This is a genomic window from Kribbella sp. NPDC023972, assembly GCF_040639075.1.
GTDB lineage: Bacteria > Actinomycetota > Actinomycetes > Propionibacteriales > Kribbellaceae > Kribbella.
The window spans coordinates 1-26,415 of record NZ_JBEZZH010000019.1; the positions used below are offsets into that span (position 1 = coordinate 1).

Annotated in this window: 24 protein-coding genes; 12 read left to right on the forward strand and 12 right to left on the reverse strand. The window is 68.2% G+C overall.

Going from position 1 to position 26,415, the window contains the following annotated elements; translation table 11 throughout:
* Positions 1-94 precede the first annotated feature (94 nt).
* From AB0F43_RS37665 to AB0F43_RS37675, 3 genes are all read right to left on the reverse strand, one after another.
* Complete coding sequence (locus AB0F43_RS37665) at positions 95-703, reverse strand: ATP-dependent Clp protease proteolytic subunit (RefSeq protein ID WP_360488576.1); 609 nt, start codon at positions 701-703, stop codon at positions 95-97.
* Positions 700-1,296, reverse strand: a complete 597-nt coding sequence (locus AB0F43_RS37670; RefSeq protein ID WP_360488579.1) for an ATP-dependent Clp protease proteolytic subunit — start codon at positions 1,294-1,296, stop codon at positions 700-702. Before AB0F43_RS37670 ends, AB0F43_RS37665 begins: the two co-directional genes overlap by 4 nt.
* Before the next feature lie 244 nt (positions 1,297-1,540).
* Positions 1,541-2,167 (reverse strand): class I SAM-dependent methyltransferase, encoded by a 627-nt coding sequence (locus AB0F43_RS37675; RefSeq protein ID WP_360488582.1) that lies wholly within the window; start codon positions 2,165-2,167, stop codon positions 1,541-1,543.
* A 60-nt stretch (positions 2,168-2,227) separates the two neighbouring features.
* Here AB0F43_RS37675 and pcrA point away from each other — a divergent pair, with 60 nt between their 5' ends.
* Together pcrA and AB0F43_RS37685 are read left to right on the forward strand one after the other, a co-directional pair.
* Positions 2,228-4,561, forward strand: coding sequence for a DNA helicase PcrA (gene pcrA, locus AB0F43_RS37680; RefSeq protein ID WP_360488585.1), 2,334 nt, complete (start codon positions 2,228-2,230; stop codon positions 4,559-4,561).
* Between the two features lie 98 nt (positions 4,562-4,659).
* Positions 4,660-5,223, forward strand: a complete 564-nt coding sequence (locus tag AB0F43_RS37685; protein ID WP_360488588.1) for a hypothetical protein — start codon at positions 4,660-4,662, stop codon at positions 5,221-5,223.
* Here the strand turns inward: AB0F43_RS37685 and AB0F43_RS37690 are convergent.
* The 4 genes from AB0F43_RS37690 to AB0F43_RS37705 all read right to left on the reverse strand — a co-directional run bounded on the left by AB0F43_RS37690 (position 5,195) and on the right by AB0F43_RS37705 (position 9,096).
* Positions 5,195-6,517, reverse strand: coding sequence for a lanthionine synthetase LanC family protein (locus tag AB0F43_RS37690; RefSeq protein ID WP_360488643.1), 1,323 nt, complete (start codon positions 6,515-6,517; stop codon positions 5,195-5,197). The two genes, AB0F43_RS37685 and AB0F43_RS37690, sit on opposite strands and share 29 nt — an antisense overlap.
* Before the next feature lie 2 nt (positions 6,518-6,519).
* On the reverse strand, positions 6,520-7,038 hold the full coding sequence (locus AB0F43_RS37695; protein WP_360488591.1) for a DUF6886 family protein: 519 nt from the start codon (positions 7,036-7,038) through the stop codon (positions 6,520-6,522).
* A gap of 46 nt (positions 7,039-7,084) precedes the next feature.
* The gene (locus AB0F43_RS37700; RefSeq protein ID WP_360488598.1) at positions 7,085-7,843 is read right to left on the reverse strand and encodes a M23 family metallopeptidase; all 759 of its coding nucleotides are present in this window, start codon (positions 7,841-7,843) and stop codon (positions 7,085-7,087) included.
* Positions 7,844-8,232: 389 nt separating this feature from the next.
* Positions 8,233-9,096 (reverse strand): alpha/beta fold hydrolase, encoded by an 864-nt coding sequence (locus AB0F43_RS37705; protein WP_360488601.1) that lies wholly within the window; start codon positions 9,094-9,096, stop codon positions 8,233-8,235.
* A 133-nt stretch (positions 9,097-9,229) separates the two neighbouring features.
* Here AB0F43_RS37705 and AB0F43_RS37710 point away from each other — a divergent pair, with 133 nt between their 5' ends.
* The 5 genes from AB0F43_RS37710 (at position 9,230) to AB0F43_RS37730 (ending at position 13,551) form a co-directional block, all read left to right on the forward strand.
* Positions 9,230-9,646, forward strand: a complete 417-nt coding sequence (locus AB0F43_RS37710; RefSeq protein ID WP_360488604.1) for a cobalamin B12-binding domain-containing protein — start codon at positions 9,230-9,232, stop codon at positions 9,644-9,646.
* A 336-nt stretch (positions 9,647-9,982) separates the two neighbouring features.
* Entirely contained in the window at positions 9,983-11,302 is a 1,320-nt protein-coding gene (locus AB0F43_RS37715; protein WP_360488607.1) for an ABC transporter substrate-binding protein, read from the forward strand.
* Between the two features lie 94 nt (positions 11,303-11,396).
* On the forward strand, positions 11,397-12,467 hold the full coding sequence (locus AB0F43_RS37720; RefSeq protein WP_360488610.1) for a sugar ABC transporter permease: 1,071 nt from the start codon (positions 11,397-11,399) through the stop codon (positions 12,465-12,467).
* Entirely contained in the window at positions 12,467-13,342 is an 876-nt protein-coding gene (locus AB0F43_RS37725) for a carbohydrate ABC transporter permease (RefSeq protein WP_360488613.1), read from the forward strand. Before AB0F43_RS37720 ends, AB0F43_RS37725 begins: the two co-directional genes overlap by 1 nt.
* Positions 13,339-13,551 (forward strand): hypothetical protein, encoded by a 213-nt coding sequence (locus AB0F43_RS37730; protein ID WP_360488615.1) that lies wholly within the window; start codon positions 13,339-13,341, stop codon positions 13,549-13,551. Before AB0F43_RS37725 ends, AB0F43_RS37730 begins: the two co-directional genes overlap by 4 nt.
* A 57-nt stretch (positions 13,552-13,608) precedes the next feature.
* Here the strand turns inward: AB0F43_RS37730 and AB0F43_RS37735 are convergent, their stop codons facing one another.
* From AB0F43_RS37735 to AB0F43_RS37750, 4 genes are all read right to left on the reverse strand, one after another.
* Positions 13,609-14,538, reverse strand: a complete 930-nt coding sequence (locus AB0F43_RS37735) for a carbohydrate ABC transporter permease (RefSeq protein ID WP_360488618.1) — start codon at positions 14,536-14,538, stop codon at positions 13,609-13,611.
* Complete coding sequence (locus tag AB0F43_RS37740; RefSeq protein ID WP_360488621.1) at positions 14,535-15,518, reverse strand: sugar ABC transporter permease; 984 nt, start codon at positions 15,516-15,518, stop codon at positions 14,535-14,537. Before AB0F43_RS37740 ends, AB0F43_RS37735 begins: the two co-directional genes overlap by 4 nt.
* Positions 15,519-15,551: 33 nt before the next feature.
* Complete coding sequence (locus tag AB0F43_RS37745) at positions 15,552-16,826, reverse strand: ABC transporter substrate-binding protein (RefSeq protein WP_360488624.1); 1,275 nt, start codon at positions 16,824-16,826, stop codon at positions 15,552-15,554.
* A gap of 375 nt (positions 16,827-17,201) precedes the next feature.
* On the reverse strand, positions 17,202-18,863 hold the full coding sequence (locus tag AB0F43_RS37750) for a glycoside hydrolase family 13 protein (RefSeq protein WP_360488627.1): 1,662 nt from the start codon (positions 18,861-18,863) through the stop codon (positions 17,202-17,204).
* A 189-nt stretch (positions 18,864-19,052) separates the two neighbouring features.
* On the opposite strand from AB0F43_RS37750, the gene sucC reads away from it, so the two are divergent.
* Together sucC and sucD are read left to right on the forward strand one after the other, a co-directional pair.
* A complete protein-coding gene (gene sucC, locus AB0F43_RS37755) occupies positions 19,053-20,225 on the forward strand; it encodes an ADP-forming succinate--CoA ligase subunit beta (RefSeq protein WP_360488630.1) in 1,173 nt (390 codons plus the stop codon).
* Positions 20,226-20,238: 13 nt separating this feature from the next.
* A complete protein-coding gene (gene sucD / locus AB0F43_RS37760; RefSeq protein WP_360488632.1) occupies positions 20,239-21,129 on the forward strand; it encodes a succinate--CoA ligase subunit alpha in 891 nt (296 codons plus the stop codon).
* A gap of 126 nt (positions 21,130-21,255) precedes the next feature.
* Here the strand turns inward: sucD and AB0F43_RS37765 are convergent, their stop codons facing one another.
* Positions 21,256-22,584: a hypothetical protein gene (locus AB0F43_RS37765; protein ID WP_360488635.1), complete on the reverse strand. Its 1,329-nt coding sequence runs from the start codon at positions 22,582-22,584 to the stop codon at positions 21,256-21,258.
* Between the two features lie 275 nt (positions 22,585-22,859).
* Here AB0F43_RS37765 and AB0F43_RS37770 point away from each other — a divergent pair, with 275 nt between their 5' ends.
* From AB0F43_RS37770 to purH, 3 genes are read left to right on the forward strand one after another with little or no spacing between them, the layout of a single operon-like run.
* Entirely contained in the window at positions 22,860-24,107 is a 1,248-nt protein-coding gene (locus AB0F43_RS37770; RefSeq protein ID WP_360488646.1) for a DUF6350 family protein, read from the forward strand.
* A 10-nt stretch (positions 24,108-24,117) separates the two neighbouring features.
* Positions 24,118-24,750 (forward strand): phosphoribosylglycinamide formyltransferase, encoded by a 633-nt coding sequence (gene purN / locus AB0F43_RS37775; RefSeq protein ID WP_360488638.1) that lies wholly within the window; start codon positions 24,118-24,120, stop codon positions 24,748-24,750.
* Positions 24,747-26,306, forward strand: a complete 1,560-nt coding sequence (purH, locus tag AB0F43_RS37780) for a bifunctional phosphoribosylaminoimidazolecarboxamide formyltransferase/IMP cyclohydrolase (RefSeq protein WP_360488640.1) — start codon at positions 24,747-24,749, stop codon at positions 26,304-26,306. The genes purN and purH overlap by 4 nt, the downstream gene beginning before the upstream one ends.
* Positions 26,307-26,415: the final 109 nt, after the last annotated feature.

Here is a 26,415-nt window from a genome sequence, read left to right on the forward strand (position 1 = left end):
CCTGGCTCCACACCTACAATCACCACCGCGGCCACACCGCACTCGGCGGCCAACCACCAGCCACCCGCGTCCCCAACCTCTCAGGTCAGTACACCTAGCTCAGCACCGGCACGGCGAGGCGGTGCTGGATGACGTGGTCGACGAGGCCGTAGTCGCGGGCGCCCTCGGCGGTCAGGACGTGGTCGCGATCGGTGTCGTGCCGCAGCCGCTCGATCGTTTGGCCGGTGTGCTTGGCGAGGATCGACTCGACCTGACCGCGGACCCGGACCACCTCGTCGGCCTGCAGGATCAGGTCCGGGATGGTGCCCTGACCGCGCGCGGCCGGCTGATGCAGGACGACCCGCGCGTGCGGCAGTACGGCGCGACGCTCGGGCGCACCGGCGGCGAGCAGCACCGCTCCGGCCGCGATCGCCTGACCGACGCAGAACGTCGCGACCGGCGACTGGATGTACTGCATGGTGTCGTAGATCGCGAGCATCGCGGTCATGTCGCCGCCCTCGCAGTTGATGTAGAGATTGATCTCCTGCTCAGGACTGTCCACCTCGAGGTGCAGGAGCTGGGCGATCAGTGCGTTCGCGACGCCGGCGTCGATCGCCGTACCGAGGTAGATGATGCGCTCGCTGAGCAGGTGCGAGTAGACGTCCATGATCCGTTCGCCCCGCGGGTGCTGGGCGATCACATTGGGAATCGTGTAAGTACTCACGCTGCTGCCTTTCGCTGGGGCATGACCTGGTCGAAGGACTCGACGATGTGGTCGATGAAGCCGTACTGGCGGGCCTGTTCGGCGGTGTACCAGCGGTCGTGCAGCGAGTCCTCGTGCACGGTGTCGAACGGTTGCCCGGTGTCCTCGGCGATCAGGGCCAGCACGGTGTCGCGGATGTGCCGCAGGTCGTTGGCCTGGATCTCGATCTCCACCGCGGACCCGCCGATCCCGGCCGATCCCTGATGCATCAGGACCCGGGCGTGCCGCAGTGCGTACCGCTTGCCCGGCGTACCGGCGGAGAGCAGGAACTGCCCGGCACTGCAGGCCAGCCCGATCGCCAGCGTCGACACGTCACACGGCACCAGCCGCATCACGTCCCTGATCGCCAGCATCGACGGCACCGATCCGCCGAGCGAGTGGATCCACAACGCGATGTCGCGATCCGGGTCCTCGGCCGCGAGCGTGAGGATCTGCGTCGCCAGCAAGGTCCCGTTGTCGTCATCGAGCTGCCCGTCCAGTACGACGATGCGCTGCCCAAGCAGCCGCTGCCGGGCCGACTCGTTGAACAGCGGTGGTTTGTTGTCATCAGCCATGTCCTCAACCCTGACGGGCGGACCACGGCGTACCCCAGCTTTTCTGCTGTCGGCGACTCTGCCGACAGCGGACAAGGTCTAGGCGGTGTCTGACGGTTCCCCGCCTACTGCGCGGCACTCGGCACGGCATCTCGCCGCACTGGAGCAAAGGCCACGATGGAACCACATCGAGGCCTTCGCTCCAGCACGCCGAGCTACCGCACCGAGCACCTGCTCGCTACGGCGCTGAACCGTCAGACACCGCCTAGCCCGGGCGGACCGCGCGGCCGAGGATGTGCGGCGAGGCGGGGTTGGGGCCGAAGGAGAAGCGGTCCAGGTCCGTGATGGTGAAGCCCGCGGTGGTGATGGCCGTGGCGGTGTCGCGATGGACATGGCAGCCGCCGCTGAACCAGGACCAGATGGTGGCGTCGGCGATTCGTTGCAGGCGGTCCAGCCGGGTGCCCGGCTCGGCTGCGACGTGTTCGTAGAACCTGAGCTCGCCGCCTGGTCGTAGTACCCGGAAAACCTCTCCCAGCGCGACCGCCTGGTCCGGCACCGAGCACAACACCAATGACGTGACCACAGCATCGACCGACCCGTCAGCCAGTGGCAGGCGGTCCGCCGTACCGCTCACCACTTCGACCGGGATGGGCGCCGCGAAGGCTTCGGAGTCCGCCTTGGTGCGCAGGTAGGGCTCTGGCTCGACCGCCACCAGGCTGCTGACCGCCTCCGGGTAGTGCGCGAAGTTCCCGCCGTCGCCCGCGCCGACCTCGACCACCTGGCCGGCCAGCCCGTCCAGCAGCCGGCGCCGGTGCTCCTGCGCTCCCTGCTCGTCCAGGGCCGGCCGCACCCGCGCGTACAGCCGCGCGAACACCGGATGTGACTCACCCATGGAGACGACCTTACGTGCGGGTTTCGGGAACTGTCCGGGGGAACGCCTAAGGTGAGTGTGATGACTACGCTGTTCTCGCCTGATGAGCTCCCGGTGCCGCTGGAGGAGCCCAAGAAGCATCGGACCGATCCGGACTCGCTGCTCGAAGGGCTGAACCCGCAACAGCGGGCCGCCGTCGTGCACGCGGGCAAACCGCTGCTGGTGGTGGCCGGTGCGGGCTCGGGCAAGACCCGGGTGCTGACCCGCCGGATCGCCTACCTGCTGGCGGCCCGCGACGCGCACCCCGGGTCGATCCTGGCGATCACGTTCACCAACAAGGCCGCCGCGGAGATGCGCGAGCGGGTGGTGGACCTGGTCGGCCCGCGGGCGAAGCTGATGTGGGTCTCCACGTTCCACTCGTCCTGTGTCCGGATCCTGCGCCGCGACATCAAGCGGTTCGGGATCAGCTCGACGTTCTCGATCTACGACGACACCGACTCGCGCCGGCTGATGACGCTGGTCTGCCGCGAGCTCGACCTGGACGTGAAGCGGTACAACCCCCGCGCCATCCTGAACTGGATCAGCACCCAGAAGAACGAGCTGATCGATCACGAGACCGCCGCGGCGAAGACGTCGAACCACCTGGAGGAGACGTACGCCGAGTGCTACCGGATCTACCAGGAGCGGCTGGCGCAGGCGAACGCGCTGGACTTCGACGACCTGCTGATGACGACCGTCAACCTGCTGCAGGCGTTCCCCGAGGTCCGGGAGTACTACCGGCGCCGGTTCCGCCACGTCCTGGTCGACGAGTACCAGGACACCAACCACGCGCAGTACACGCTGATCCGCGAGCTCTGCGGCGAGGACGACCCGGCCAGCAACGATCCGAATGGCAACGGCCCGACCGCGCCACCGGCCGAGCTGATGGTGGTCGGTGACTCCGACCAGTCGATCTACGCGTTCCGCGGGGCGACGATCCGCAACATCCTCGCCTTCGAGGAGGACTTCACCGGCGCCGAGACGATCCTGCTGGAGCAGAACTACCGCTCCACCCAGACGATCCTGACCGCGGCCAACGCGGTGATCAGCCGGAACGAGGGCCGCAAGGCGAAGAACCTCTGGTCCGACCAGGGCCAGGGCGAGCAGATCGCGGTGTACGTCGCCGACAACGAGCACGACGAAGCGCAGTTCGTCGCCGACGAGATCGACCGGCTGACCGACGCGGACGGGGTGAAGCCGTCCGACGTGGCCGTGTTCTACCGCACCAACGCGCAGTCGCGAGTCTTCGAAGAGGTCTTCATCCGGACCGGCCACCCGTACAAGGTGGTCGGCGGGGTCCGGTTCTACGAGCGCAAGGAGGTCCGCGACGCGCTCGCGTACCTGCGCGTGCTGGTGAATCCCGAGGACACCGTGTCGCTGCGCCGGATCCTGAACGAGCCGAAGCGCGGGATCGGCGACCGGGCCGAGGCCGCGATCGAGGCGCTGGCGGCCCGGGACCGGATCTCGTTCGCCCAGGCGCTCCGCCGGGCCCAGGACGCGCCGGCGATGGCGAGTCGCTCGGTGAACGCCGTCCAGGCCTTCGTCGACATCCTCGACGAGCTCACCGCGATGGTCGACTCGGGTGCACCGCCGGACGACATCCTGGACGTCGCCCTGCACCGGTCCGGGTACTACGAGACCCTGCAGAAGTCACCGGATCCGCAGGACGAGACCCGGCTGGAGAACCTGGACGAGTTCATCTCGGTCGCCCGCGAGTTCGTCGAGGAGCGCACGGCGGCCGGCGAACCGGCCGATCTGCAGGCGTTCCTGGAGCGGGTCGCGCTGGTCGCGGACGCGGACCAGATCCCGGACGCGGCCGACGACGGCGGTGTGGTCACGCTGATGACGCTGCACACGGCGAAGGGCCTGGAGTTCCCGGTCGTGTTCCTGACCGGGATGGAGGACGGCGTCTTCCCGCACTCGCGGTCGCTCACCGACCTGAAGGAGCTGGAGGAGGAGCGGCGGCTTGCGTACGTCGGGATCACCCGGGCCCGGCAGCGCCTGGCGATCTCCCGGGCCGCGGTCCGGTCGGCGTACGGCGCTCCGCAGCACAACCCGCCGTCCCGCTTCCTGGAGGAGATCCCGGCCGAGCTGCTCGACTGGCGGCGGGACGAGTCCGCGATCACCCGCTGGTCGGGCACCGGTACGTCGACCGGCAGCGGCATCCCCAGTCGCTACGAGCCACCCCGCCGGACCGCCTCCGACAAGCCGGTGATCAGCCTGAACCCGGGCGACCGGGTCGTCCACGACAGCTTCGGGATGGGCACCGTGGTGGTCGTCCGCGGCGAGGGTCAGCAGGCCCAGGCCGACATCGATTTCGGATCCGAAGGTGTCAAACGGCTGCTGCTCCGTTACGCGCCGGTGGAGAAGATCTAAGTCAACTTCGGCGTCAAATTCTGGGACGAATTCGTTGCATCTGGGCCGGACCTTGAGACAATCAAGGATCTTCGGCCCACTCCGGAAGTGTTCGCGCCATGTCCAAGTCGATAGCAGGTGGCAACCGCCGGATCATCCTGGCGGGAGCCAACCCTGGCCTGCGGCTGTTCGACGAGTCCGGCAAGGTGACGGCGTACGCGTCGATCTGGATGGTCGACTGGTCGATCCGCGGCGCCGGTACGGCGGTCGTCCTCTGGTTCGACGGGATCGTCCGGGTGGTGTCCGAGGACGTCGACCTGGCCGCCTGGCTGGAGCGCTACTTCGTCCGGTCGTTCCTCGAGGTGCAGGGCCTGCCCTGGCACGAGCCCGCGGTCGAGCGCGACCTGGTCCAGGTGTCGATGAACCTGGCCGACGGGCTCAGCGCGAAGGCTGCCGACATCCAGATCGAGATGGGTGGTGTGCTCGACCGCCGCCTGTTCGCCACCGACAACTTCCAGCTCGCCGAGGGGAACCACAGCCTCAGCCTGGTGATCGCCCCGGTCCGGTCCGCGACCGTCTCGATCGGCGGCGCCTCGGTCCCCGGCTTCGTCCAGGTCGACGGCTCACCCGAGAAGCCGGGCTCGTCGGCGTTCCTTACGACTGCCGAGGTCTGGCGGCGGTAAGGGCCCACCAGTTGTCCATCCGGGCGACCGCCTGCTGACCTCCGGCGAGCACGCGCTCCAGCCGGATCAGGTACGCCGCGATCCCTGCCGCCCCCTGCATCCAGCCCACGCCCGGTGGCAGCAGCGGCTCCTCGTTGCGGTGTTCGAGGAAGCGCCAGTACGCCAGGCCGTCTTCGTGGAAGGCCCGCTCCACCAGGGCGTCCGCGAGCCGTACGGCGAAGTCCAGATCCTGCTCGTCACCGTCGCGGTGCCACGAGTCCAGGAACGCGTCACCGGCTCCCGCCGTACCGCAGCAGCGGCCGTCGTTGTCCCAGAAGCCTGGGTACAGCCGCTCGGGTACGCCGGAGTACCGCACGCTGTCAAGACACCGTCGATGCCAGACGGCCGTCCTCTCACCGGACACCTTGTCCACCCCGGCGTACTCGAGGGCGCGGAAGAGCAGCGACGTACCGGCGCCGCCGTGGCACCAGTTGTACGTGTACTCGTCGCCGTGCCGCTCTTCCCAAGGAATGACGCGGGGCACCCGGAAACCCTTGTCGTCGTTGATCCCGAGCGTGACCAGATGCTCGGCGCCGCCCCTGGCCGCGTCGATCAGGTCCGGTCGCTCGAGCTCGGCACCCGCGACCGCGAGCGTGGTCGCGATCCCGGCGAGACCGTGCGAGAAGTTCGGCATCTCGCCCTTCGGCTCGGTCCAGAACCGGCGCGGGACGAACTGCCAGTTCGTCGGCTCCTCCTTCTCGCCCATCAGCAGGTCGGCCGCGCGTTCGGCCAGAGCGCGGGCGTCAGCACCCTGGCGACCGGCCCAGAGCGCGCCCAACAGCACGGCGCCGGTGCCGAGTGTGGCGTCGGTCGCGACGGCGCCGGGGAGGTACGTCGGCGGGTCGAGGAAGGTCTCGTGCCAGCCGTTGTCCATGCTGAGCTCGGTGATCCGGTCCAGGGCTTGTCCGGTGCCAGGCACGCGGAGAGCGGTGAGGACGCCGATCGAGCTGACCAGACCGTCGAAGAAGGTGATCGACACCTCGGCCGGGACCGCGGTGCGGATCCGATCGGCGATCGCGCCGGCCAGCTCCGCCTCCTCGGCGGTCCAGGGGCGGGCGAGCTTGATCTCTGACAGTGCGTGCGCGAGTCCGCCGATACCGCTGTGCATGCCGTCGCGGTACTCCTCCGGCTTGTCACCGCCCGCGGACTCGGGGATCCACGGACCGGCGTCATCCCACCGCACCTGTTGGAGGACCCAGCTCCAGGCGGCTTCGCCGAGTTCGCCGTACTGAGTGGTTGTCCTGGTCACGGGCATGGTCACGGCCGCGCGTTCCTCAGCCGGATGCCGCTGAACTCGAGGGTGCTGGTGATGACCTCGGCCCAGAAGTCGCGCAGCCTGGGGAGCACGCGCAGCTGGATACCGGCCTCGGCGTGCAGGTCGAAGAGGTCGCCGACCCGTTCGGGCGGTCCGAGCGGGCGGACCTCCGAGGTCGCGACAACGGCGGCGTCGTACTCGGTGAAGGCGTCGGCGGGCAGCCGGTAGGCGTAGAGCTCGACCGAGCGCATCGCGTCCAGCCAGCCGTACTCGACGGCGTGCACCCGGGTGCCGCAGCCGGCGCCGATGATGCGGTCGCGATCGTCAGGAGTGGTCGAGGGGCCCACCCACGCCATCGCGCGGGGGCACTGCCTCGGAAACCAGTAGTCAGGGGCTCGGTCGTGGCCGACGGCCCAGACGTACGGAGTGGCCTGCTGCGCCGTCTTGGCGACGTGCGGCCGGAAGACCTCGAGGGCCGGATCTTCGGAGAAGTGCAGAACCTCCCCGGCTGCTGGACGCATGCCGGGATCCTAGTCCTGCCGGACTGTTTCTTCAGCTGCTTTTGGATCAGGGGTTGAGACCGCAGTGGTCGCGCAGCCAGGGCATCGGGTCGACCGCGTCGCCGCCGTCCGGGTGGACCTCGAAGTGCAGGTGCGGGCCGGTGGTGTTGCCGGTCATCCCGACCGCGCCGACCTGGTCACCGGCGTACACGGTCTCGCCGACCGACACGCTGAACTTCGACATGTGGTTGTACCAGGTGGTGGTGCCGTCCTCGTGCCGGACCTGGACCTGGCGGCCGTACGGGCCGGCCCAGTTGGCGAAGATCACCACACCCTTCATCACGGTCCGGACCGGGGTGCCGACCGGGGCGGCGAAGTCGGTGCCGGTGTGGTTGCTGGCCCAGCGGCTGCCGCCCTGCCCGAAGGTCGCGGTGATGTGGTAGCCGGAGAGCATCATCTCGCAGCGGGTGGCGGACTCGCGGAGCTTCTTCTCCGCCGCGTCGGTCGCGGCCTTGGCCTTGGCGAGGGCGGAGGCGCGCTTGGCGGTGAGGGCCTGGGTGGCGGTGAGCTTCGCGGCCCGGGCCTTGGCCAGCTGGGCGGCCGCGGCCTGTTTCTTGTTCGTGTCGGTGGCGGCGAGCTGGACCCGGGAGGAGTCACGGGTGGCGAGCTGGCGGGCCTGGATGCGTGCGGTGGTGATGCCGGACAGTTGCCCGTTGTCCAGGCTGAGAGCGGCGAGGTTCACCGCGGAGTTCGCCTGGGTCGGCGAGGCGAGCGAGCTGTGGCTGAACCCGACAGCTCCCGCCGCCGCAGCGAGCGCTGCGGTCAAACCGACGATCTGGGTACTACCTGGGGTATTACGCCTGGCAACACGATGCTTGGCACTGTGTCGTCCTGCGCCGGGCTTGCGCGCAGCGTTGCCTGGCGTGACGCGGTTGCCCGCGGCACGGTGCTGGGACACAACGTGGCCTTTCGGTCACAGGGGAGGGGCTTGGGGAGTGGCCGAGCCCGCGAGGGGCTTGAGCCGATCCCGCCCTCCGAGGGTTTATTCCCCGGCGGGCTCCACGCACGATAACGGATCAGTCACGAGGCGACAAACCCTGTCACCCACTTTTCTCCGTCTCCTTCACGAAACCTTTGCATGAGCGGCTGCACGTGCATCCGCTCCGAGCGCCCAGAAAGCTGCCTTATCAGGCAAATCTCCGGGGGGTACGGCGATCAGGCAACGGTGTTCTCGTCATCGTCCTGCTCGTCGAGGTGAGCCAGCACACCAGTGATCTGGTGGACGACGTCACCGTGGAACGGCAGGGACAGGTGGCCCACGCCGCGGACCCGAACGTTACTCGCGACCAGATCGGGGTGCCCAATCCGGGCCCGCCGCTGCGGCACGATCAGCTGGTCGACGTCGCTGTAGAACGCGACGAACCTGGTCCGGCAGCCGGGCGCGGGCTCGGCCAGCTCGGTCATCAGGTCGCTGTCGGGCCGCACCTGCTTGACCAGCGGCCACGGCAGCAGCCGCGCGGCGAGGGTGCCCTGGTGCGGGGTGCCGAGGGTGACGCACGTGTGCACCCGCTCGTGACCGCCGAGCCGCTGGATGTAGTACCGCGCGATCAGCCCGCCCAGGCTGTGCCCGACCACGTGGATCTGCTCGGACCCGGACTCCTCACAGATCCGCTCGATCTCGTCGCCCATGCGTTGCGCGGTACGGCGTACGTCCAGCGTCAGCGGTGAGTACGAGAAGGTGTGGATGCTGCTGAAGCCGCGGCGCAGCAGTTGCCGGCGCATCAACGCGAACACGGTGTGGTTGTCGATGATCCCGTGCGCCAGCAGGATCGGCGTACCGGCGGCCCGGACGTTGCTGACCAGCAGGCTGCGCTGGGCCGGGGTGAGACCGGCCAGGTTGAGCCGCTGGGTCGCCGAGCCGGAGCCGCCGACCAGGCCGAGCGGATACATCGCGAGATGGGTGGTCAGCCATCCGATCTCAACCGCCGCTCCCTGCAGCACGCGAGGTGACAGGGCGGAGCGTGCGCCGTACCTGAGTCCATCCAGCGCGCCCCGTACGTCGTGCTGCCAGGTGCTCATGGGCGACTCCTCACGCAACCAGACCCCCCAAATGGTCCGATCTCTTCCACGGTAACCGGTTCCCACTTCGCGTGGCGGGGAACACACACCTCCGTGTCTTATCCGGGATGAATCGAGCGGCTAGCCTGCGGACATGCCTACGAGCCCTCTGCGAGTCGTCGTCGCCAAGCCGGGCCTGGACGGCCACGATCGCGGCGCGAAGGTCGTCGCCCGGGCGCTGCGGGACGCCGGTATGGAGGTCATCTACACCGGCCTGCACCAGACCCCGGAGCAGATCGTCGAGACCGCGATCGCCGAGGACGCCGACGCGATCGGGCTGTCGGTGCTGTCCGGCGCGCACATGACCCTGTTCAAGCGGGTCCGCGAGCTGCTCACCGAGCGCGATGCCGACGACATCGTGGTGTTCGGCGGCGGCATCATCCCGGATGCCGATCTGCAGCCGCTGGCCGATCTCGGCGTACACAAGATCTTCACTCCCGGTGCCACCACCACCGAGATCGTCGAGTGGGTCCGCACCCACGTCGGCGATGCCTCCGCCTCCACGGCCTGAGCGCCCGCCGCACCCCGGAAGCGCTTTCCGCTCCGAAGCGTGATGGCGGCTGCGCGGATTTGTTCTGAACGGGGGATAGTCCGTTCAGTCACGTTACTGTCGGGTAATACCGAATCGTTAAGAAAGACCCGGTTGTGCGGGCTGTCGAATCGCGGTCGCATACAGCCATGCGTCTGTCCGTTGCAGAGACTCTCGAGCGGCAAGGTGTGTGGTTCAGGACACGTCACCCCTGCCGTCGGTTACTGTCCGGACAGGCGGGATCGCAGCGTGGTGGGGGACTGTGACCCGCTGACGCAGGACCAAGCGACGTCCCAATCGGGAGAGGGCAGGTAAACGATGAGGTTTGAACGATCACACACGCGCAAGGCGGTCGCACTGGCCGTCGCGAGCAGCCTGGTGCTGCTCGCGTCCGCGTGCGGTGGTGATGACGGGAGCGGTGGCGGCGGCACCGGGTCGACCGGGGGAGCGCTGGAGGGGCGCGGCCCGATCAACTTCGCCACCGGGAAGGACACCTCCGGGAACCTGACGAACCAGGTCGCGGCGTGGAACTCGCAGCACCCGGACGAGAAGGTCACGGTCACCGAACTGCCGGAGTCCGCGGATCAGCAGCGCGCCCAGATGATCTCCAACGCGCAGATCAAGTCCGACGCGTTCAGCGTGCTGAACCTGGATGTGGTCTGGACCGCCGAGTTCGCCGCGAACCGGTGGGTGACGGAACTGCCGCAGGACCAGTTCCCCGACCTGAACAAGCTGCTGCCGTCGACGCTCGACACGGCGAAGTACCGCGACAAGCTGTACGCCGTACCGGTCACGTCCGACGGTGGTCTGCTGTACTACCGCAAGGACCTGCTGGACAAGGCAGGCGTGCAGCCGCCGAAGACGTGGGAGGAGATGGTCGCCGCCTGTGCCAAGGTGAAGGCACTGCCGGAAGCCAAGACCATCAGCTGCTACTCGGGCCAGTTCGAGAAGTACGAAGGCCTGACGGTGAACTTCTCCGAGGCCATCAACGGTGCCGGTGGTGTCGTTGTCGGTGACGACGGCAAGCCGAACGTGGACACCCCAGAGGCGCTCGAGGGTCTGACCGCGCTGACCGAGGGCTTCAAGTCGGGCTTCATCCCGAAGGCCGCCATCACCTACAAGGAAGAGGAAGGCCGCCGGGCATTCCAGGAGGGCAACCTGCTCTTCCACCGCAACTGGCCGTACGTGTACGCGCTGGCGAACAAGACCGACGGCTCGTCGAAGATCGCCGGCAAGTTCGCGGTCGCGCCGCTGCCGGGCCTGAAGGGCGCGGGCGTGTCCACCCTGGGTGGTCACAACTACGCGATCTCCGAGTTCGCCAAGAACAAGGCGACCGCGGCGGACTTCATCAAGTTCATGTCCAGCGAGGAGCGGCAGAAGGCGAACGTCGAGAAGACCTCGCAGGCGCCGACCTGGGCCTCGCTGTATGACGACCCCGCGCTGAACAAGCAGTTCCCGTACCTGGCTCCGCTGAAGGCCTCGATCGAGTCCGCGAAGTCGCGGCCGAAGGTGGTCAAGTACGGCGACGTGACGACGGCGATTCAGGAAGCTGCGTACGGCGCGCTGACGGGGACGACACCACCGAAGGAAGCGCTCACCCAGCTGCAGACCAAGTTGAGCTCGCTCATCACGCAATGACCGAAGCGGCGGGGCCGGCGCGCAGCTTCACCGTTGCGCGCCGGCCCCGGCCTGTCGCTGCCCGCGAGAAGCGGGCGGAAAGAAGGAGACAGAGGTGAGTACATCCGCCCCGGTCGCCCAGCGGCCGACGCCGGAAACCACCAAGAAGCCCAGGCGGAGCTCGTTCAACGAGGGCACCGGCCGGCTGGCCGCGGCGCTGCTGTCGCCGACTCTGGTCGTGCTGGTCCTCGTCGTCGTGTACCCGATCTTGTCGGCGTTGCGCGAGTCGCTCTACCAGAGCGGCCAGCGGATCGATGAGGCCGGCTTCGTCGTCCAGGGCTCGGAGTTCGTGGGCCTGGACAACTACTCGGCGATCTTCTCAGGTGAGACCGGCGAGCGATTCTGGAACGCTTTCTACAACACGACGTTCTTCACCGTCACCTGTGTGGTCCTGGAGACCGTCCTGGGTGTCCTGATGGCCCTCGTGATGCACAAGGCGTTCAAGGGCCGCGGCATCGTCCGGGCCAGCATCCTGGTCCCCTGGGCCATCCCGACCGTGGTCTCGGCGCTGCTGTGGAAGTGGATCTTCCAGGCCGACGGCATCGCGAACGACATTCTCGGCACCCAGATCCTGTGGTCCACCGAGGGCTGGCAGTCGGTGCTGTCGGTCATCATCGCCGACACCTGGAAGACCGCGCCGTTCATCGGCCTGCTGGTGCTGGCTGGTCTGCAGACCATTCCGGACGAGGTCTACGAGGCGGCGAAGGTCGACGGCGCCAACCCGTGGCAGACGTTCGTCCGGATCACCATGCCGTTGGTGAAGCCGGCACTGCTGGTGGCAGTGCTGTTCCGCATCCTCGACACGCTGCGGATCTTCGACCTGCCGTTCGTGCTGGTCGGACCGAACAAGGAGTCGGTCGAGACGCTGTCGATCCTGGCGTTCCTGGAAGCCAACCAGACCCGCTACGGACCGGCGGCGGCGTACGCGACCTTGCTGTTCATCTATGTCGCGGTGGTCGCGTACGTGTTCGTGAAGCTGCTGGGGGCCGACGTGTTCGGTGACGCCGTGCAGCGCAAGCCGAAGAAGAACGGCAAGAACGGCGGCAAGAACGGCCGGCGCAAGCAGGAGGCGCCGGGTGCCGCGTTGATGGGTGCGAACGCCGGCGGCGGCGGAGGAGGTGCGTGATGGCTGTGGCTGAGAAGGCTCCCGCGAAGATCGACATCAAGGCGGCCGAGGCCCCCTGGTGGCGGCGGTGGCTGCCGCTGATCGGTGTCGCTGCGATCGTGCTCTACTGCCTGGTGCCGTTCTACTGGATGATCGTGTCGGCGCTGCGCCGGCCGAGTGACCAGTTCGACAACACGATCATTCCGCGGAACTGGTCGATCACGAACTTCACCGACGTGTTCAAACCCGGCACCGGATTCGGGCGTGCTCTGCTGAACAGCCTGATCGTGGCCGGCACGGTGACGATCCTGACGCTGATCATCGGGATGGTCGCGGCCTACACGCTGGCCCGGCTGGACTTCCGCGGCAAGAACTTCGTGCTGGCCGTCATCATCACCACCTCGATGTTCCCCGGCATCTCGCTGGTGATCCCGCTGAAGAAGCTGTTCAGCGACATCGAGTGGATCAACACCTACCAGGCGATGATCGTGCCCAGCCTGTCGTTCGCGCTGCCGCTGGCGGTGTGGAACCTGACCGCGTTCTTCCGGCAGATGCCGCGAGAGCTCGAGCAGGCCGCGATGGTGGACGGCTGCACACCGGCCCAGGCGTTCCGGAAGGTGATCATCCCGCTCGCGGCGCCGGGTGTGTTCACCACCGCGATCATCACCTTCATCGCGGCCTGGAACGAGTTCCTGATCGCGCTGAGCATGGTGAACCAGAAAGATATCCAGACCGCGAACGTGGTCATCTCGCAGTTCACCGGTACGTCCGGACGTGACCAGCCGTTCGGCAGCCAGATGGCCGCCGGCGTGGTCGTCACCATCCCCTTGGTGATCGCCGTCCTGCTGTTCCAGCGTCGCATCGTCGCCGGCCTCACGGCAGGTGGCGTGAAGTGAGCTGGTTCCGCAACCGCGCGGACCGTGACCGCCGCGACCGGGACGACCGGGCGCGGCGGGATCGCGAAGACCGGGAGCGGCGGGAACGGGAGGACCGGGACCGCCGGGAGCGTGAAGAACGCGACCGGCGCGACCGCGAGGACCGGGCCCGATGGGAACGGGAGGAACGCGACCGCCGCGACCGCGAGGACCGCGCCCGCCTCCGCTAGCAGTCGAGAACAGGCCGGAGCCGCTCAGGTGGCTCCGGCCTCTTCTTTGGTTTGTGCTCAGCCCTTCACCGACCCCGCGGTCAGGCCGCGGACGAAGTAACGCTGGAGTGAGAGGAAGACGAGCAGTGGGATGGTCATGCTGACGAAGGCACCGGCCGTCAACAGTTGCCAGCCTTGCTGCTGGGCGCCGATCAGCCCTGCGACCTGGACGGTGAGAACCTCCCTCTCACCCGGCCCGAGGAAGATCAGGGCGACCAGCAAGTCGTTCCAGGTCCAGAGGAACTGGAAGATGGCGAAGGACGCCAGCGCCGGAACGGACATCGGCACGATGAGGCGCCAGAACGTCTGGAAGTGCGTCGCACCGTCGATTTTGGCCGACTCGATGATGGTGCGCGGCAGTGTCGCCATGTAGCCGCGCAGGATGAAGATGGCCAGCGGCATGCCGAAGCCGGCGTGCGCCAGCCAGACCGAGGCGAACGTGCCGGTCAGGCCGAGATCGCCGAAGATCTTGAACAGCGGAACGATGGCCACCTGCAGCGGTACGACCAGCAGTCCCACGATCAGGATGAAGAGCCAGTCACGGCCCGGGAACTCCATGAAGGTGAACGCGTACGCCGCGAAGGCGGCGATCATGAGCGGGATGATGGTGGCCGGCAGGCTGACCACAAGGCTGTTCAGGGATGCGTTCCACCCGCCCTCCCGCAGCACTTGGGCGTAGTTGTCTCCCGTCCAGTCGGTGAACGGTTTCGTGACCACGGTCCACCAGCCTGAGCTGAGCGCGGCTTCCGGGGTTCGGAAGGAGGTCACGAGCAGGCCGATGGACGGCATCAGCCAGAGGAAGCAGATCACCACCAGTGCACCGCGGACGAACCAGCCGGCCCGCCCCTGGAGCAGCCGGGTTTCCTCACGTCGGCGCGGAGCCCGTCGAACCCGCGGCTGCTCGGTCGCCGCGGCTCCGCCCGGCTGGACAACACCGGTGCCGGTCATCGCGCTACCTCCTCGGCTCGGTAGTGGCGCACCTGGAAGACCATGATCGGGATGATCGCGATCATCAGCATGACCACGATCGCCGCCGCCCGGCCGGCGTCGCCGCTGGTGATCAGCTCGGTGATGAAGCGGACGGCGATCACGTCGGTGTTGAAGTTGCCACCGGTCATCACGTAGACGACGTCGAAGATCTTCATCACGACGATGAGAACAGTGATGAACACCGTGACTACCGTGCCCCTGATCTGCGGGACGACGACCCGGAAGAAGATCTGCCGTTGGTTCGCACCGTCGACCATCGCGGCCTCGAGCGTCTCGTCCGGAACCCCCTTGATGGCCGCGGACAGCAGGACCATGGCGAATCCCGCCTGCGCCCAGATGAGGATGATCATCAGCATGACGGTGTTGAGCTTCGCGGTGTCCTGCTGCAGCCAGGCCACGGGCTCGAAGCCGAGCGTGGTCCAGACCGAGTTCTGCAAGCCGATCTGGGGCTCACCGGCCGGCCGCACCTCGTAGACGAACCGCCAGATGGCCGCGGACGCCACACCGCTGATCGCCATCGGCAGGAAGATGATCGTCTTCGATACCTTTTCGCCCCCAGGGCCGAGCCGGTCCGCCAGGACCGCAACCATCAAACCCAGGGCGACGACGACCGCCGGGACGATCGCGATCCACAGCAGCGTGTTGAGCAGCGTGACCCGGACGAACTCGTTCTGACTCAGCAGACTCGTGTAGTTCTCGAAGCCGACCCATTGCGTGCTGGTCTCATTCGCGAAGCTGTAGATGATCGTCTGGATCGCCGGATACAGCAGGAACAACGTGATCGCCGCGAGCGCGGGCAGCAGGTAGAGGTACGGCTTCAGCCGCTCCTCCCACTTGCTCGGCAGGCGCTCGGCGAGCTGATTCAGCAGCCAGAACAGCACCAAGGCGCCGCCGACACCGGCGACGATCGCCAGTAGAGCGTTGATGACCCTGATCACGACGCGCTCCTTCCCCTCGTCACGCCGGTGGCGTCAGTCGGGCCAGCTCTGCTCGATGTCGTTCAGTGAGCCGTCGAGGCTCTTCTGGCCGCTGATCCACGCGACCATGCCCTTCCAGAAGGTGCCCGACCCGACCGCGCCGGGCATCTGGTCGGAGCCGTCGAACTTGAAGACTGTCGCCTTGCCGCCGATCTCCGCGATCTCGCGCGTCACCTCGGACTGGTACTTCTTCAGGTCGTAGTCCTTGCGTGGGGACAGGAAGCCGCCCTGCTCGCTCCAGCCGGGGAAGTCGGCGCCGGTCATGAACTCCATGAGCTGCTTGGTGTCGTCGTCCTTGCCGCTGAACACCGCGGCCAGGTCACCGCCGCCCAGCACGGGCTGATCGTCCCCCGACTGGCCCGGGAAGTAGAACACTCCCACCTCAGCGTCGAGGTTCTGCACGATCTTGGCCGGGAAGAAACCGCTCTGGGTGATGAAGTTTCCCTGCCGGTGCAGGAAACACTTCGGCGGGTTGCCGAACATCGGGTTCGCCGCCGTGGCGAACGCGGTGCTCGCGACGCCCTTGCGACCGCCGAGCACGTTGCCCTCGGCAAGCACCAGCTTCTCCATCGCCTCGGCGGCCTGCTTCACCACCGGGTCGTTGAAGGGGATCTCGTGCCGCACCCACTGGTCGTACTTCTCCGGGCCACCGATGCGCAGGACATACTCCTCCAGCCAGTCCGTGGCCGGCCATCCGGTCGCCGCGCTGGACTCGATGCCGAAGCACCACGGTGGGGTGCCGTCGGCCTTGATCCGCTCGGTCAGCGCGGTCAGTTCGTCCTGTGTCTTCGGCACCTCGTAGCCTTTGGCCTCGAACGCCTTCTTCGGGTAGAAGACGAGGCTCTTGACGTTCATCGAGACCGGCACGCCGTAGAACTTGTCGCCGACCTTGCCGGCGTCGAGGACACCGGGCACCAGCTCCTCCTGCAGCTTGCCCACATCCAGCTGCGTCGACAGATCGGTCATCTTGTTCTGGGCGACGAAGTCCTTCAGGATTCCGGGCTGCGGGAACAGCGCGATGTCGGGCAGGTTGTTCGCGCGGACCCGGGTACGGATCAGCGTGTCGAACGACTGGGACGCCTCGGTGAACTTGATCTTGATGCCAGACGACTGCTCGAACTGCTTCAGTGCCTGCTGGAAGCCCGCGGACTGCGCGCCACCGAAGCCGAACACGACCTCGACGTTCTTGTCTCCGCTCGCCTGCGTGCCGCCGCCGTCACCGCCGTCCTCGGCCAGACATGAGGCCGTCAACGCGGCGGCCACTGTCATCAATCCAACCTGAAGGAACCTGCGCCCGGCCATCACCAGCCCCAATCCGTCGAGCCAAGGATCTGCCTCGGCGAGGCGGCTGGGCGGCGATGCTCGTCGGACATCCGTCTCGTCGACGCCGGTACACGGTCGCAGTGCGCAGTGCGATCACACCGCGTAGCGATGTGTGCCAGATCATTTCGACGATAACACCGGCTTTTCGTTACGGCACTACCGGAAAGATGTCGATCTGGTGAGTCATGATCGACGGTCACGAAGAGTCATACTGTGTGCGCGAAGCGGCGGAGCTGGCAGGACAGGGGGACCGCGAGCGGCCGGAATCCCTTTACCGCAAGGGATCCCGGCCGTCGCTGGGCGGAATGCCCGCCGTACGTCTCAGGTGGTGAGCCAGACGGCGGCGTCGCACGGGAGCTTGCCGTCCGTGAGCGGCGCGCTGGACAGGAGTACGGCGGACGCGGGCGGCAGGTCGATCACTTCCTCGCTCAGGTTCACCACGCACCGGAAGCCCGGATCGCGGGTGAACGACAGCACTCCGGCGGGGGTGTCGTCGTCCCAGCTCATCCGGCCCTCGCCGAGAGCCTCCTGCTCGTGGCGGATGCGGAGGGCGGCCTTGTAGAGGTTGAGGTGGCTGTCGGGGTCGGCGGACTGGGCCTCGGCGGTGAGGGCGGCCCAGTCGGCGGGCTGAGGGAGCCACGGCTGGCCGGCGCCGCTGCCGAAGCCGAAGGGCGGCTCGGTGCCGGACCACGGGATCGGCACGCGGCAGCCGTCGCGGCCACGCACGGTATGGCCTGACCTGAGCCAGGTGGGATCGTCCAGCACGTCCTCCGGAAGATCCTCGACCTCGGGCAGGCCCAGCTCGTCACCCTGGTAGATGTACGCGCCACCCGGCAGGGCGAGCTCGAGCAGCACTGCCGCCCGGGCCCGGCGTCGTCCCAGCTCCAGATCGGTCGGCACGGTGCCGGCCGGCATCGACGCGACCTTCTGGTCACGACCGTAGCGGGTGCGGTGCCGGATCGTGTCGTGGTTGCTCAGCACCCAGGTCGCCGGTGCACCGACCGCCCAGAAGTGCTCGGTGGTGTGGTCGATGACCTCGCGGAGCTCCGCCGCGGCCCACGGGCACTGCAGAGCGTCGAAGTTGAAGGCCGAGTGCAGTTCGTGCGGCCGGACGTACTGTGCGAGCCGGTCGGCGGGAGACAGCCAAGCCTCGGCAACGAAGACCCGTGGGCCCAGCGGGGTGTCGGCGTACTCGTCGGCGATCCGGCGCCAGCGCTGGTGGATGTCGTGCACCCCCGGCTGGTCGTACGTCGGATGGCCTTCGTACTTGTCCCGGGTGATCTCGCCGTTCGGCGCTGGGATCACGTCGGGCAGTGACGCGTCCTTCGCCATCGAGTCGGCCACGTCGATGCGGAACCCGTCGACGCCGCGGTCGAACCAGAAGCGCAGGATCGAGTCGAATTCCTCGACCACCTTCGGGTGGTCCCAGTTCCAGTCCGGCTGGCTGACATCGAACAGGTGCAGGTACCACTGCCCGTCGTCGATCCGGGTCCAGGCCTGTCCGCCGAAGGCGGCCGGCCAGTTCGTCGGCGGCTCCGCACCGTCCGGACCCTTGCCGTCGCGGAACCAGAACAGCTCTCGCTCCGGCGAGCCCTTGCCCGCTGCCAGCGCGGCCTTGAACCAGGGGTGCTCCCAGGAGCAGTGGTTCGGGACCAGGTCGATCAGGATCCGGATGCCGAGCTGGTGCGCCTCGGCGATCAACGCGTCGGCGTCCGCCAGGGTGCCGAACTCGGGGTTGATGTCGCGATAGTCGGACACGTCGTATCCACCGTCGAGCAGTGGTGACGGGTACCACGGGCTGATCCAGATGGCGTCGATGCCGAGATCGGCAAGGTACGGCAGCCGCGCGCGGATGCCGTTGATGTCGCCGGTGCCGTCACCGTCCGCGTCCGCGAACGAGCGGGGATACACCTGGTAGACGACGGCGCTACGCCACCAGTCGTCAGCTGGTCTGGTCCCTGAATCGAACACTGCATCGGTCATACGCCCCAGCCTTTCACGATCGGCCAAGGAGCTGTGACGGTCGTCTCAGCGTGTACCCCGGCTGTTGCGGAGCACGCCGGGGTGGCTAGTCTCGGGCCGACGGAACGCGCCGGCGACCGTGCCCTCCACCGGGAACAGCCCGCCTGCCGCGCGGCCTACTCGAACAGGTGCGAGAGAGGGACCACAGTCGTGGACTTGATGGAATACCAGGCGAAGACGGTTTTCGCCAAGCATGGAGTGCGGACGACCGTGGGTGAGGTCGTCACCACTGCGGAGCAAGCGCGCGCGGCGGCCGAGAAGATCGGCGGCCGGGTGGTGGTGAAGGCCCAGGTGAAGACGGGCGGCCGGGGTAAGGCCGGCGGCGTCAAGCTGGCCTCCTCGCCGGACGAGGCGGAGGAGAAGGCCCGCGAGATCCTCGGTCTCGACATCAAGGGCCACATCGTCAAGACGCTGAACATCGTGCCGGCCGCCGCGATCGCGGAGGAGTACTACTTCTCCTTCCTGATCGACCGGGCGAACCGGAACTACCTGTGCATCGCCTCCGCGGCCGGCGGCGTGGAGATCGAGGAGGTCGCGCACACCAACCCCGAGGCGGTGGCGAAGATCTCGATCGACCCGGCCGCCGGGGTGGACGAGGCCAAGGCCCGGGAGATCGCGCGGGCGGCGAAGTACCCCGAGGACATCCTGGACACGGTCGCGCCGGAGATCGTGAAGCTGTACGACGTTTTCATCGGCGAGGACGCGTCGCTGGTCGAGGTGAACCCGCTGGTCAAGCTCGAGGACGGCAACGTCGAGGCGCTGGACGGCAAGGTCACGCTGGACGAGAACGCGGACTTCCGGCACCCGGAGCACGCCGAGTTCGCCGACGCGTCCGCGGACGACCCGCTGGAGGCGGCGGCCAAGGCCAAGGGCCTGAACTACGTGAAGCTGGACGGGACCGTCGGCATCATCGGCAACGGCGCCGGCCTGGTCATGTCCACCCTCGACGTGGTCGCGTACGCCGGTGAGGAGTTCGGCGGCGTGAAGCCGGCCAACTTCCTCGACATCGGCGGCGGCGCGTCCGCCGAGGTGATGGCCAACGGCCTGGAGATCATCATCTCCGACGCCCAGGTGGAGAGCGTTTTCGTCAACGTCTTCGGCGGTATCACCGCCTGTGACGCGGTCGCGAACGGCATCGTGCAGGCGTTCGAGCTGCTGGCAAGCCGGAACGAGCACGTCGACAAGCCACTGGTGGTGCGGCTGGACGGGAACAACGCCGAGGAGGGTCGCCGGATCCTCGACGAGGCGAACCTGCCCGGGCTCGAGCGGGTCGACACGATGGACGGCGCTGCCCGGCGGGCCGCCGAGCTGGCTGCGAAGTAAGGGAAAAGCTGAAATGTCTATCTTCCTGACCAAGGACAGCAAGGTCATCGTCCAGGGCATGACCGGCTCCGAGGGCACCAAGCACACCACCCGGATGCTTGCCTCCGGCACCAATATCGTCGGCGGCGTGAACCCCCGCAAGGCGGGCCAGAGCCAGGACTTCGACGGCAAGTCGGTCCCGGTCTTCGGGACGGTCGCGGACGCCGTCAAGGAGACCGGCGCGAACGTGTCGGTCATCTTCGTTCCGCCGAAGTTCACCAAGGACGCCGTACTGGAGGCGATCGACGCCGCGGTGCCGCTGGTGGTGGTGATCACCGAGGGTGTGCCGGTCCACGACACGGCCGCGTTCTTCGCCGCTGCGCAGGCGTCCGGGACCACCCGGATCATCGGGCCGAACTGCCCGGGCATCATCACCCCGGGTGAGTCGAACGCGGGCATCATCCCGGCCGACATCGCCGGCCAGGGCCGGATCGGGCTGGTGTCGAAGTCGGGCACGCTGACCTACCAGATGATGTACGAACTGCGTGACTTCGGCTTCTCCACCGCGATCGGGATCGGCGGTGACCCGATCATCGGTACGACGCACATCGACGCGCTGCAGGCGTTCCAGGACGACCCGGACACCGACGCGATCGTGATGATCGGCGAGATCGGCGGCGACGCCGAGGAGCGGGCGGCCGCGTTCATCAAGGACAACGTCACCAAGCCGGTGGTCGGCTACGTGGCCGGGTTCACCGCGCCGGAGGGCAAGACGATGGGCCACGCGGGCGCGATCGTGTCCGGCTCGTCCGGTACGGCGGCCGCGAAGCAGCAGGCCCTCGAGGCCGTCGGCGTGAAGGTGGGCAAGACGCCCACCGAGACCGCCAACCTGATGCGCGAGATCATGCAGGGACTGACGAAGTAAAAGCAGGAAAAGCCCCGCCCCCTCGCTTCGCTCGGGGGCGGGGTGGGATAACGGGCAGGAACTCGGTCCGCTCAGGGCGGGGTGGGATGGCGAGAACGGGATCCGCGAGGTGCGGGTCCCGTTCTGCTATTTGTAGGTGGCGGAGCGTTCGGCGGCCCGGGTCAGGGTCTCGTTGAACGCGGTGTCGGAGATGTCCAGGCCCTTCAGCACCGGGAACAGCACGTACACCGCCTGGGTCCCGGACGAGGCGATGCCAATCCGGTAGGTAAACGTCTTCCCGCCGCCGGTGTCGTACGACGCCCGCCAGCTCTCACCCTTGATCAGGCTGGTCGAGACCGTTCCGGTCGACTTCACCTCCGCGTTCGAGACGTTCTTCTCGCAGCCGTCGACGTTCTTGCGGATCTGCTCGACGAAGCTCTTCGCGGCGGCGGCGGTGGCGAACTTCGCGACCGTGTCGTCCAGGCCGAACTCGGTCGGCACCTTGGCCTCCGGCGTCACGTAGGTGAGCGTGGCGGACTTCGTCGCCTTGGCCTTCTTCAGGTCGATCTTCTCGCAGCCGGTGCCACTGCCCGTCTTGGTGCCCTCGCTGCTCACCCACGGCTTGTCGATCTGGCTCAGCACCGGCAGGTCGACCGGCGCCATGAACCCGGGCGCCTCGGTGGTCGGCAGCAGTGCCGGCTTGGCCACCGGCGCACCGGTCCCGCAGCCGCCGCTCTGAGCGCAGATCCGCTTCAGACCGGCCGTCGCCGCGGCCAGCACCGGCCCGGGCTTGGGCGGCGTCCCGGCGCTGGAGTCGTGCTCGAGCACCATCGTGGCCTGACCGGCGACCGTGACGGAGATGGTCTTGTACTTCGTCTTGCCGGCGGACGGCTGGCCGAAGACCGCGATCACGCCGCGCTCGCCGACGCCGGTGGTGACGTAACTGGAGGCGAGCCGGACCTGCGGGGTGGCGCAGGCGCTCAGCCAGCCGAGGATCGTGTTGTACGCCTTACCGGCGGCGGCCTTGTCGTTGGAGACCTCGACGTACTGGACCGCGGTGTCCTTGGTGGCCGAGTTCTGGAAGGTGCGGACCCAGGTCCGCAGGCCGGCCGGGTCGGCGAACCGCTGGGACTGGCAGACGAACGAGCGCTCCGGGGCGCTGCTGCCGTCGGCGGTCTTGGTGATCGTCCAGGCGCCGGTCGCGCCGAGCGGTTTGGCGGTGGCGCCGTCGAGCAGGGCCTTGTCCTCGGCGAGCACGGTCGTGGTGGCCGACTTGTCGTCGGAGGCGCCGGATTTCGGGTCGGCCGCGTCGTCGCCGCCGAACGCGTTCAGCGCGGCGACCCCGCCGCCGCCGACCAGTACGACGACCGCGATACCGGCGGCGATCGTCTGGTTCCGCTTGCGCGCCTTCTGCCGGCGCGCCTCCCGGGCAGCGGCGCGACCGCCGCCGCGAGGTGCGCGGTGGGAACCGGCCAAAGCTCGACCTCCTGACTGATTCCACCCGACAGTACCCGGTGGTCCCTGGTCGTCCCCACTCAGCCGAATCCCGGACAACAGGGCTGTACGGGTCCGCCGACTGAGCGTGAACAAGCGGGCCGAAGTCTTCCATATCCGGCGTGTCAGAACGAGTGGTCCCCGGTCGCGGGGGACCATGAGAGTCGGATGAGCGAGCGCAGCGAGCGAACAAATGGGCAGAGCACCGTTCTCGGTCGCGCCGGAACCGAGCGAAGCGAGGTGAAGGTGTGACCGACATGCTGAGCCGTCCGGGCGCCCGTGATGGCGGACCACACCAGGCGCCCGGACCCGCCCCGTCCGACGCCACTCCGACCAAGCCGGTGGTCCTGTCGGCCGTGATCTCCGCCGGCGCCTGCCTGCTCACCGGACTGCTGCCGTGTGCGGTGGTGGCCGTGATCGGCTGGCTGGCCGCGACCTTCGGCGGTGCGTCCGGAGCCCTCCAGGCGGGTGCTTCGGCGTGGCTGGTCGCCCACAAGGCCGGTGTGACTCTGGGCAGCGGTTCGATCACGATCGCGCCTCTCGGGCTGACCTTGTTCCTCGGCTGGTGCCTGTACCGCGGTGGCAAGTCCGCCGCCCGCAGCAGCGCCGCGGACCGGACCAAAGACCTTCTCGTGCTGACCGGCACCTTCGCCCTCGTCTACGGCCTGGGCGCGCTGGTCATCGCGTTGCTCACGGCTGACGGCTCGCTGAAGGTGTCCCCTCTGTCGGCGTTCCTGGGCGCCGCGTCCCTTGCGCTGGTCGCGGGCACCATCGGCGTGCTGGTCGAGTCCGGCGCGGCGGAGGACATCGTCGACGCCACTCCGCACGGGCTGCGTGACTCCGTGCCGGCCGCGGCGGCCGCCGTACTGACCGTGATCGCGATCGCCTCGCTGCTGTACGGCGTACTCCTGGCGATCCACTTCTCCCGCATCACCGGGATGCTGGAGCTGCTGGACGCCGGTGTGGTCGGGTCGGTGGTGCTGTTCGCGATCTGCCTGATGCTGGTCCCGAACATGATCCTGTACGTCGTCTCGTTCCTGGCCGGGCCCGGATTCCAGCTGGGGGCGGGTACGACGATCGCGCCGACCGGTGTGGACGTGGGGAATCTGCCTGCGCTTCCACTGCTGGCCGCCGTACCCGCGGACGGGGCCACACCGACCTACCTGCTCGCGCTCACCGCCCTGGTCCCGCTGGCGGCCGGTGTGGTCGCTGGGCTCGTGGTCGTCCGGCGTGGCCTGGCAGACGAGGACTCTGACGCGCTGGGCTGGGATGCGTTCGCACTGCGAGGCGGTATGGCGGCTCTGCTCGCCGGAGTGATCCTCTTCGTGCTCATGGCGTTGTCAGGTGGTTCCGCCGGGCCTGGGCGGATGTCCGTCGTCGGAATCCCGGCCGCACTACCGGCAGCCGGCGTACTGGCAGCCGGGATGGCCATCGGGGCTTCGATCACGGCCGCGGTCATCGCCTCCCGCCGACCGGCTGACGGCGAGGCGGACGCCGGGCGATAAGCTTCGGCGCGTGACAGACCCGGTTGCGCCCACCCCCGAACCTGCACGCATCGTCGTGCTCATTTCGGGATCGGGATCGAACCTGCAGGCCCTGCTGGACGCCTGCGCCGATCCGGCGTACGGCGCTCAGGTCGTCGCCGTCGGTGCCGACCGGGACGGGATCGCCGGGCTGGACCGGGCCGCCACGGCCGGGGTGCCGACCTTCGTGCACAAGGTGAAGGACTACTCCGAGCGGACCGAGTGGGATCGCGCGCTGACCGCGTCCGTGTCCGAGTACAAGCCCGACCTGGTCGTCTCGGCCGGGTTCCTCAAGCTGGTCGGCGAGGAGTTCCTGGCCGCGTTCGGCGACCGGTACATCAACACGCACAACGCGCTGCTGCCCGCGTTCCCGGGGATCCACGGTCCGCGGGACGCGCTCGAGTACGGCGTCAAGGTGGCCGGCGCGACCCTGTTCTTCGTCGACGGCGGGGTCGACACCGGGCCGATCATCGCGCAGGTCGCCGTACCCGTGCTAGACGACGACACCGAAGAAACCCTGACCGAACGGATCAAGGAGGTCGAACGCCGCCAGCTGGTGGAGTGGGTCGGCCGGCTGGTCCGGGGCGGCTGGACCATCACCGGACGAAAGGTTCGACTGAAGTGAGCACCGACCGCAGGCCGATCCGCCGGGCGCTGATCAGCGTCTACGACAAGACCGGTCTGGAGGAGCTCGCGAAGGCACTCTCCGAGGCCGGCGTCCAGCTGGTGTCGACCGGCTCCACCGCGGCCCGGATCGCGGCGGCCGGAGTACCGGTGACCAAGGTCGAGGAGCTGACCGGGTTCCCCGAGTGCCTGGACGGCCGGGTCAAGACGCTGCACCCGATGGTGCACGCCGGGCTGCTGGCCGACGTCCGCAAGACCGAGCACGTCGAGCAGCTGGCCGAGATGCGGGTGGAGCCGTTCGACCTGCTGGTGAGCAACCTCTACCCGTTCAGCGAGACCGTCGCCTCCGGCGCGTCGGTGGACGAGTGCATCGAGCAGATCGACATCGGCGGGCCGTCGATGGTCCGCGGCGCCGCGAAGAACCACGCCAATGTCGCGGTCGTGGTGTCGCCGTCGCGCTACCCGGAGATCGTCGCCGCCCTTGGTGAGGGTGGTTTCACGGTCGAGCAGCGGCAGCGGCTGGCCGTCGACGCGTTCGCGCACACGGCGTCGTACGACGTGGCCGTCGCGTCCTGGATGGGCAGCGTGCTGAGCGACACCAGCGAGGGCTCGGGCTTCCCGGCGTGGGTCGGGGCGACCTGGGACAAGTCCGCCGTGCTGCGGTACGGCGAGAACCCGCACCAGCCGGCCGCGTTGTACGTGAACGGCCGGGGTGGTCTGGCGGCCGCGGAGCAGCTGCACGGCAAGGAGATGTCGTACAACAACTACGTCGACGCCGACGCTGCCCGGCGTACGGCGTACGACTTCACCGAACCGGCGGTCGCCATCATCAAGCACGCGAACCCGTGTGGCATCGCGATCGGCAAGGACATCGCCGAGGCGCATCGCCGCGCCCACGAGTGCGACCCGGTGTCGGCGTACGGCGGTGTGATCGCGACGAACGCACCGGTCTCGGTGGACATGGCCAAGCAGGTCGCGGAGATCTTCACCGAGGTGCTCGTCGCCCCGGCGTACGAGGACGGCGCGGTCGAGATCCTGCAGGGCAAGAAGAACATCCGCCTGCTGGTCGCGCCGCCGGTGTCGGCTGCCGAGAAGGTCGAGCTGCGGGCGGTCAGCGGCGGCCTGCTGCTGCAGCACACTGACCGGTTCCAGGCGCCCGGCGACGACCCGTCGGCCTGGCAGCTCGCCGCCGGCGAGCCCGCCTCACCTGAGGTGCTCGCCGATCTCGCCTTCGCCTGGAAGGCGTGCCGGGCGGTCAAGTCGAACGCGATCCTGCTCGCCTCCGGCGGCGCCTCGGTCGGCGTCGGCATGGGCCAGGTCAACCGGGTCGACTCCTGCCGCCTCGCCGTCTCCCGCGCCGGCGAACGCGCCGCCGGCTCGGTCGCCGCCTCCGACGCCTTCTTCCCCTTCCCCGACGGCCTCGAGGTCCTGATCGAAGGCGGCGTCAAGGCAGTCGTCCAGCCCGGCGGCTCCATCCGCGACGAAGCCGCCATCGAAGCCGCCACCAAGGCCGGCATCACGATGTACTTCACCGGCACCCGCCACTTCTTCCACTAGGTCGTGTCTGGCAATTCAGCGCCGTAGCGAGCAGGTGCTCGGTGCGGTAGCTCGGCGTGCTGGAGCGAAGGTCTCGATGTGGTTCCATCGTGGCCTTTGCTCCAGTGCG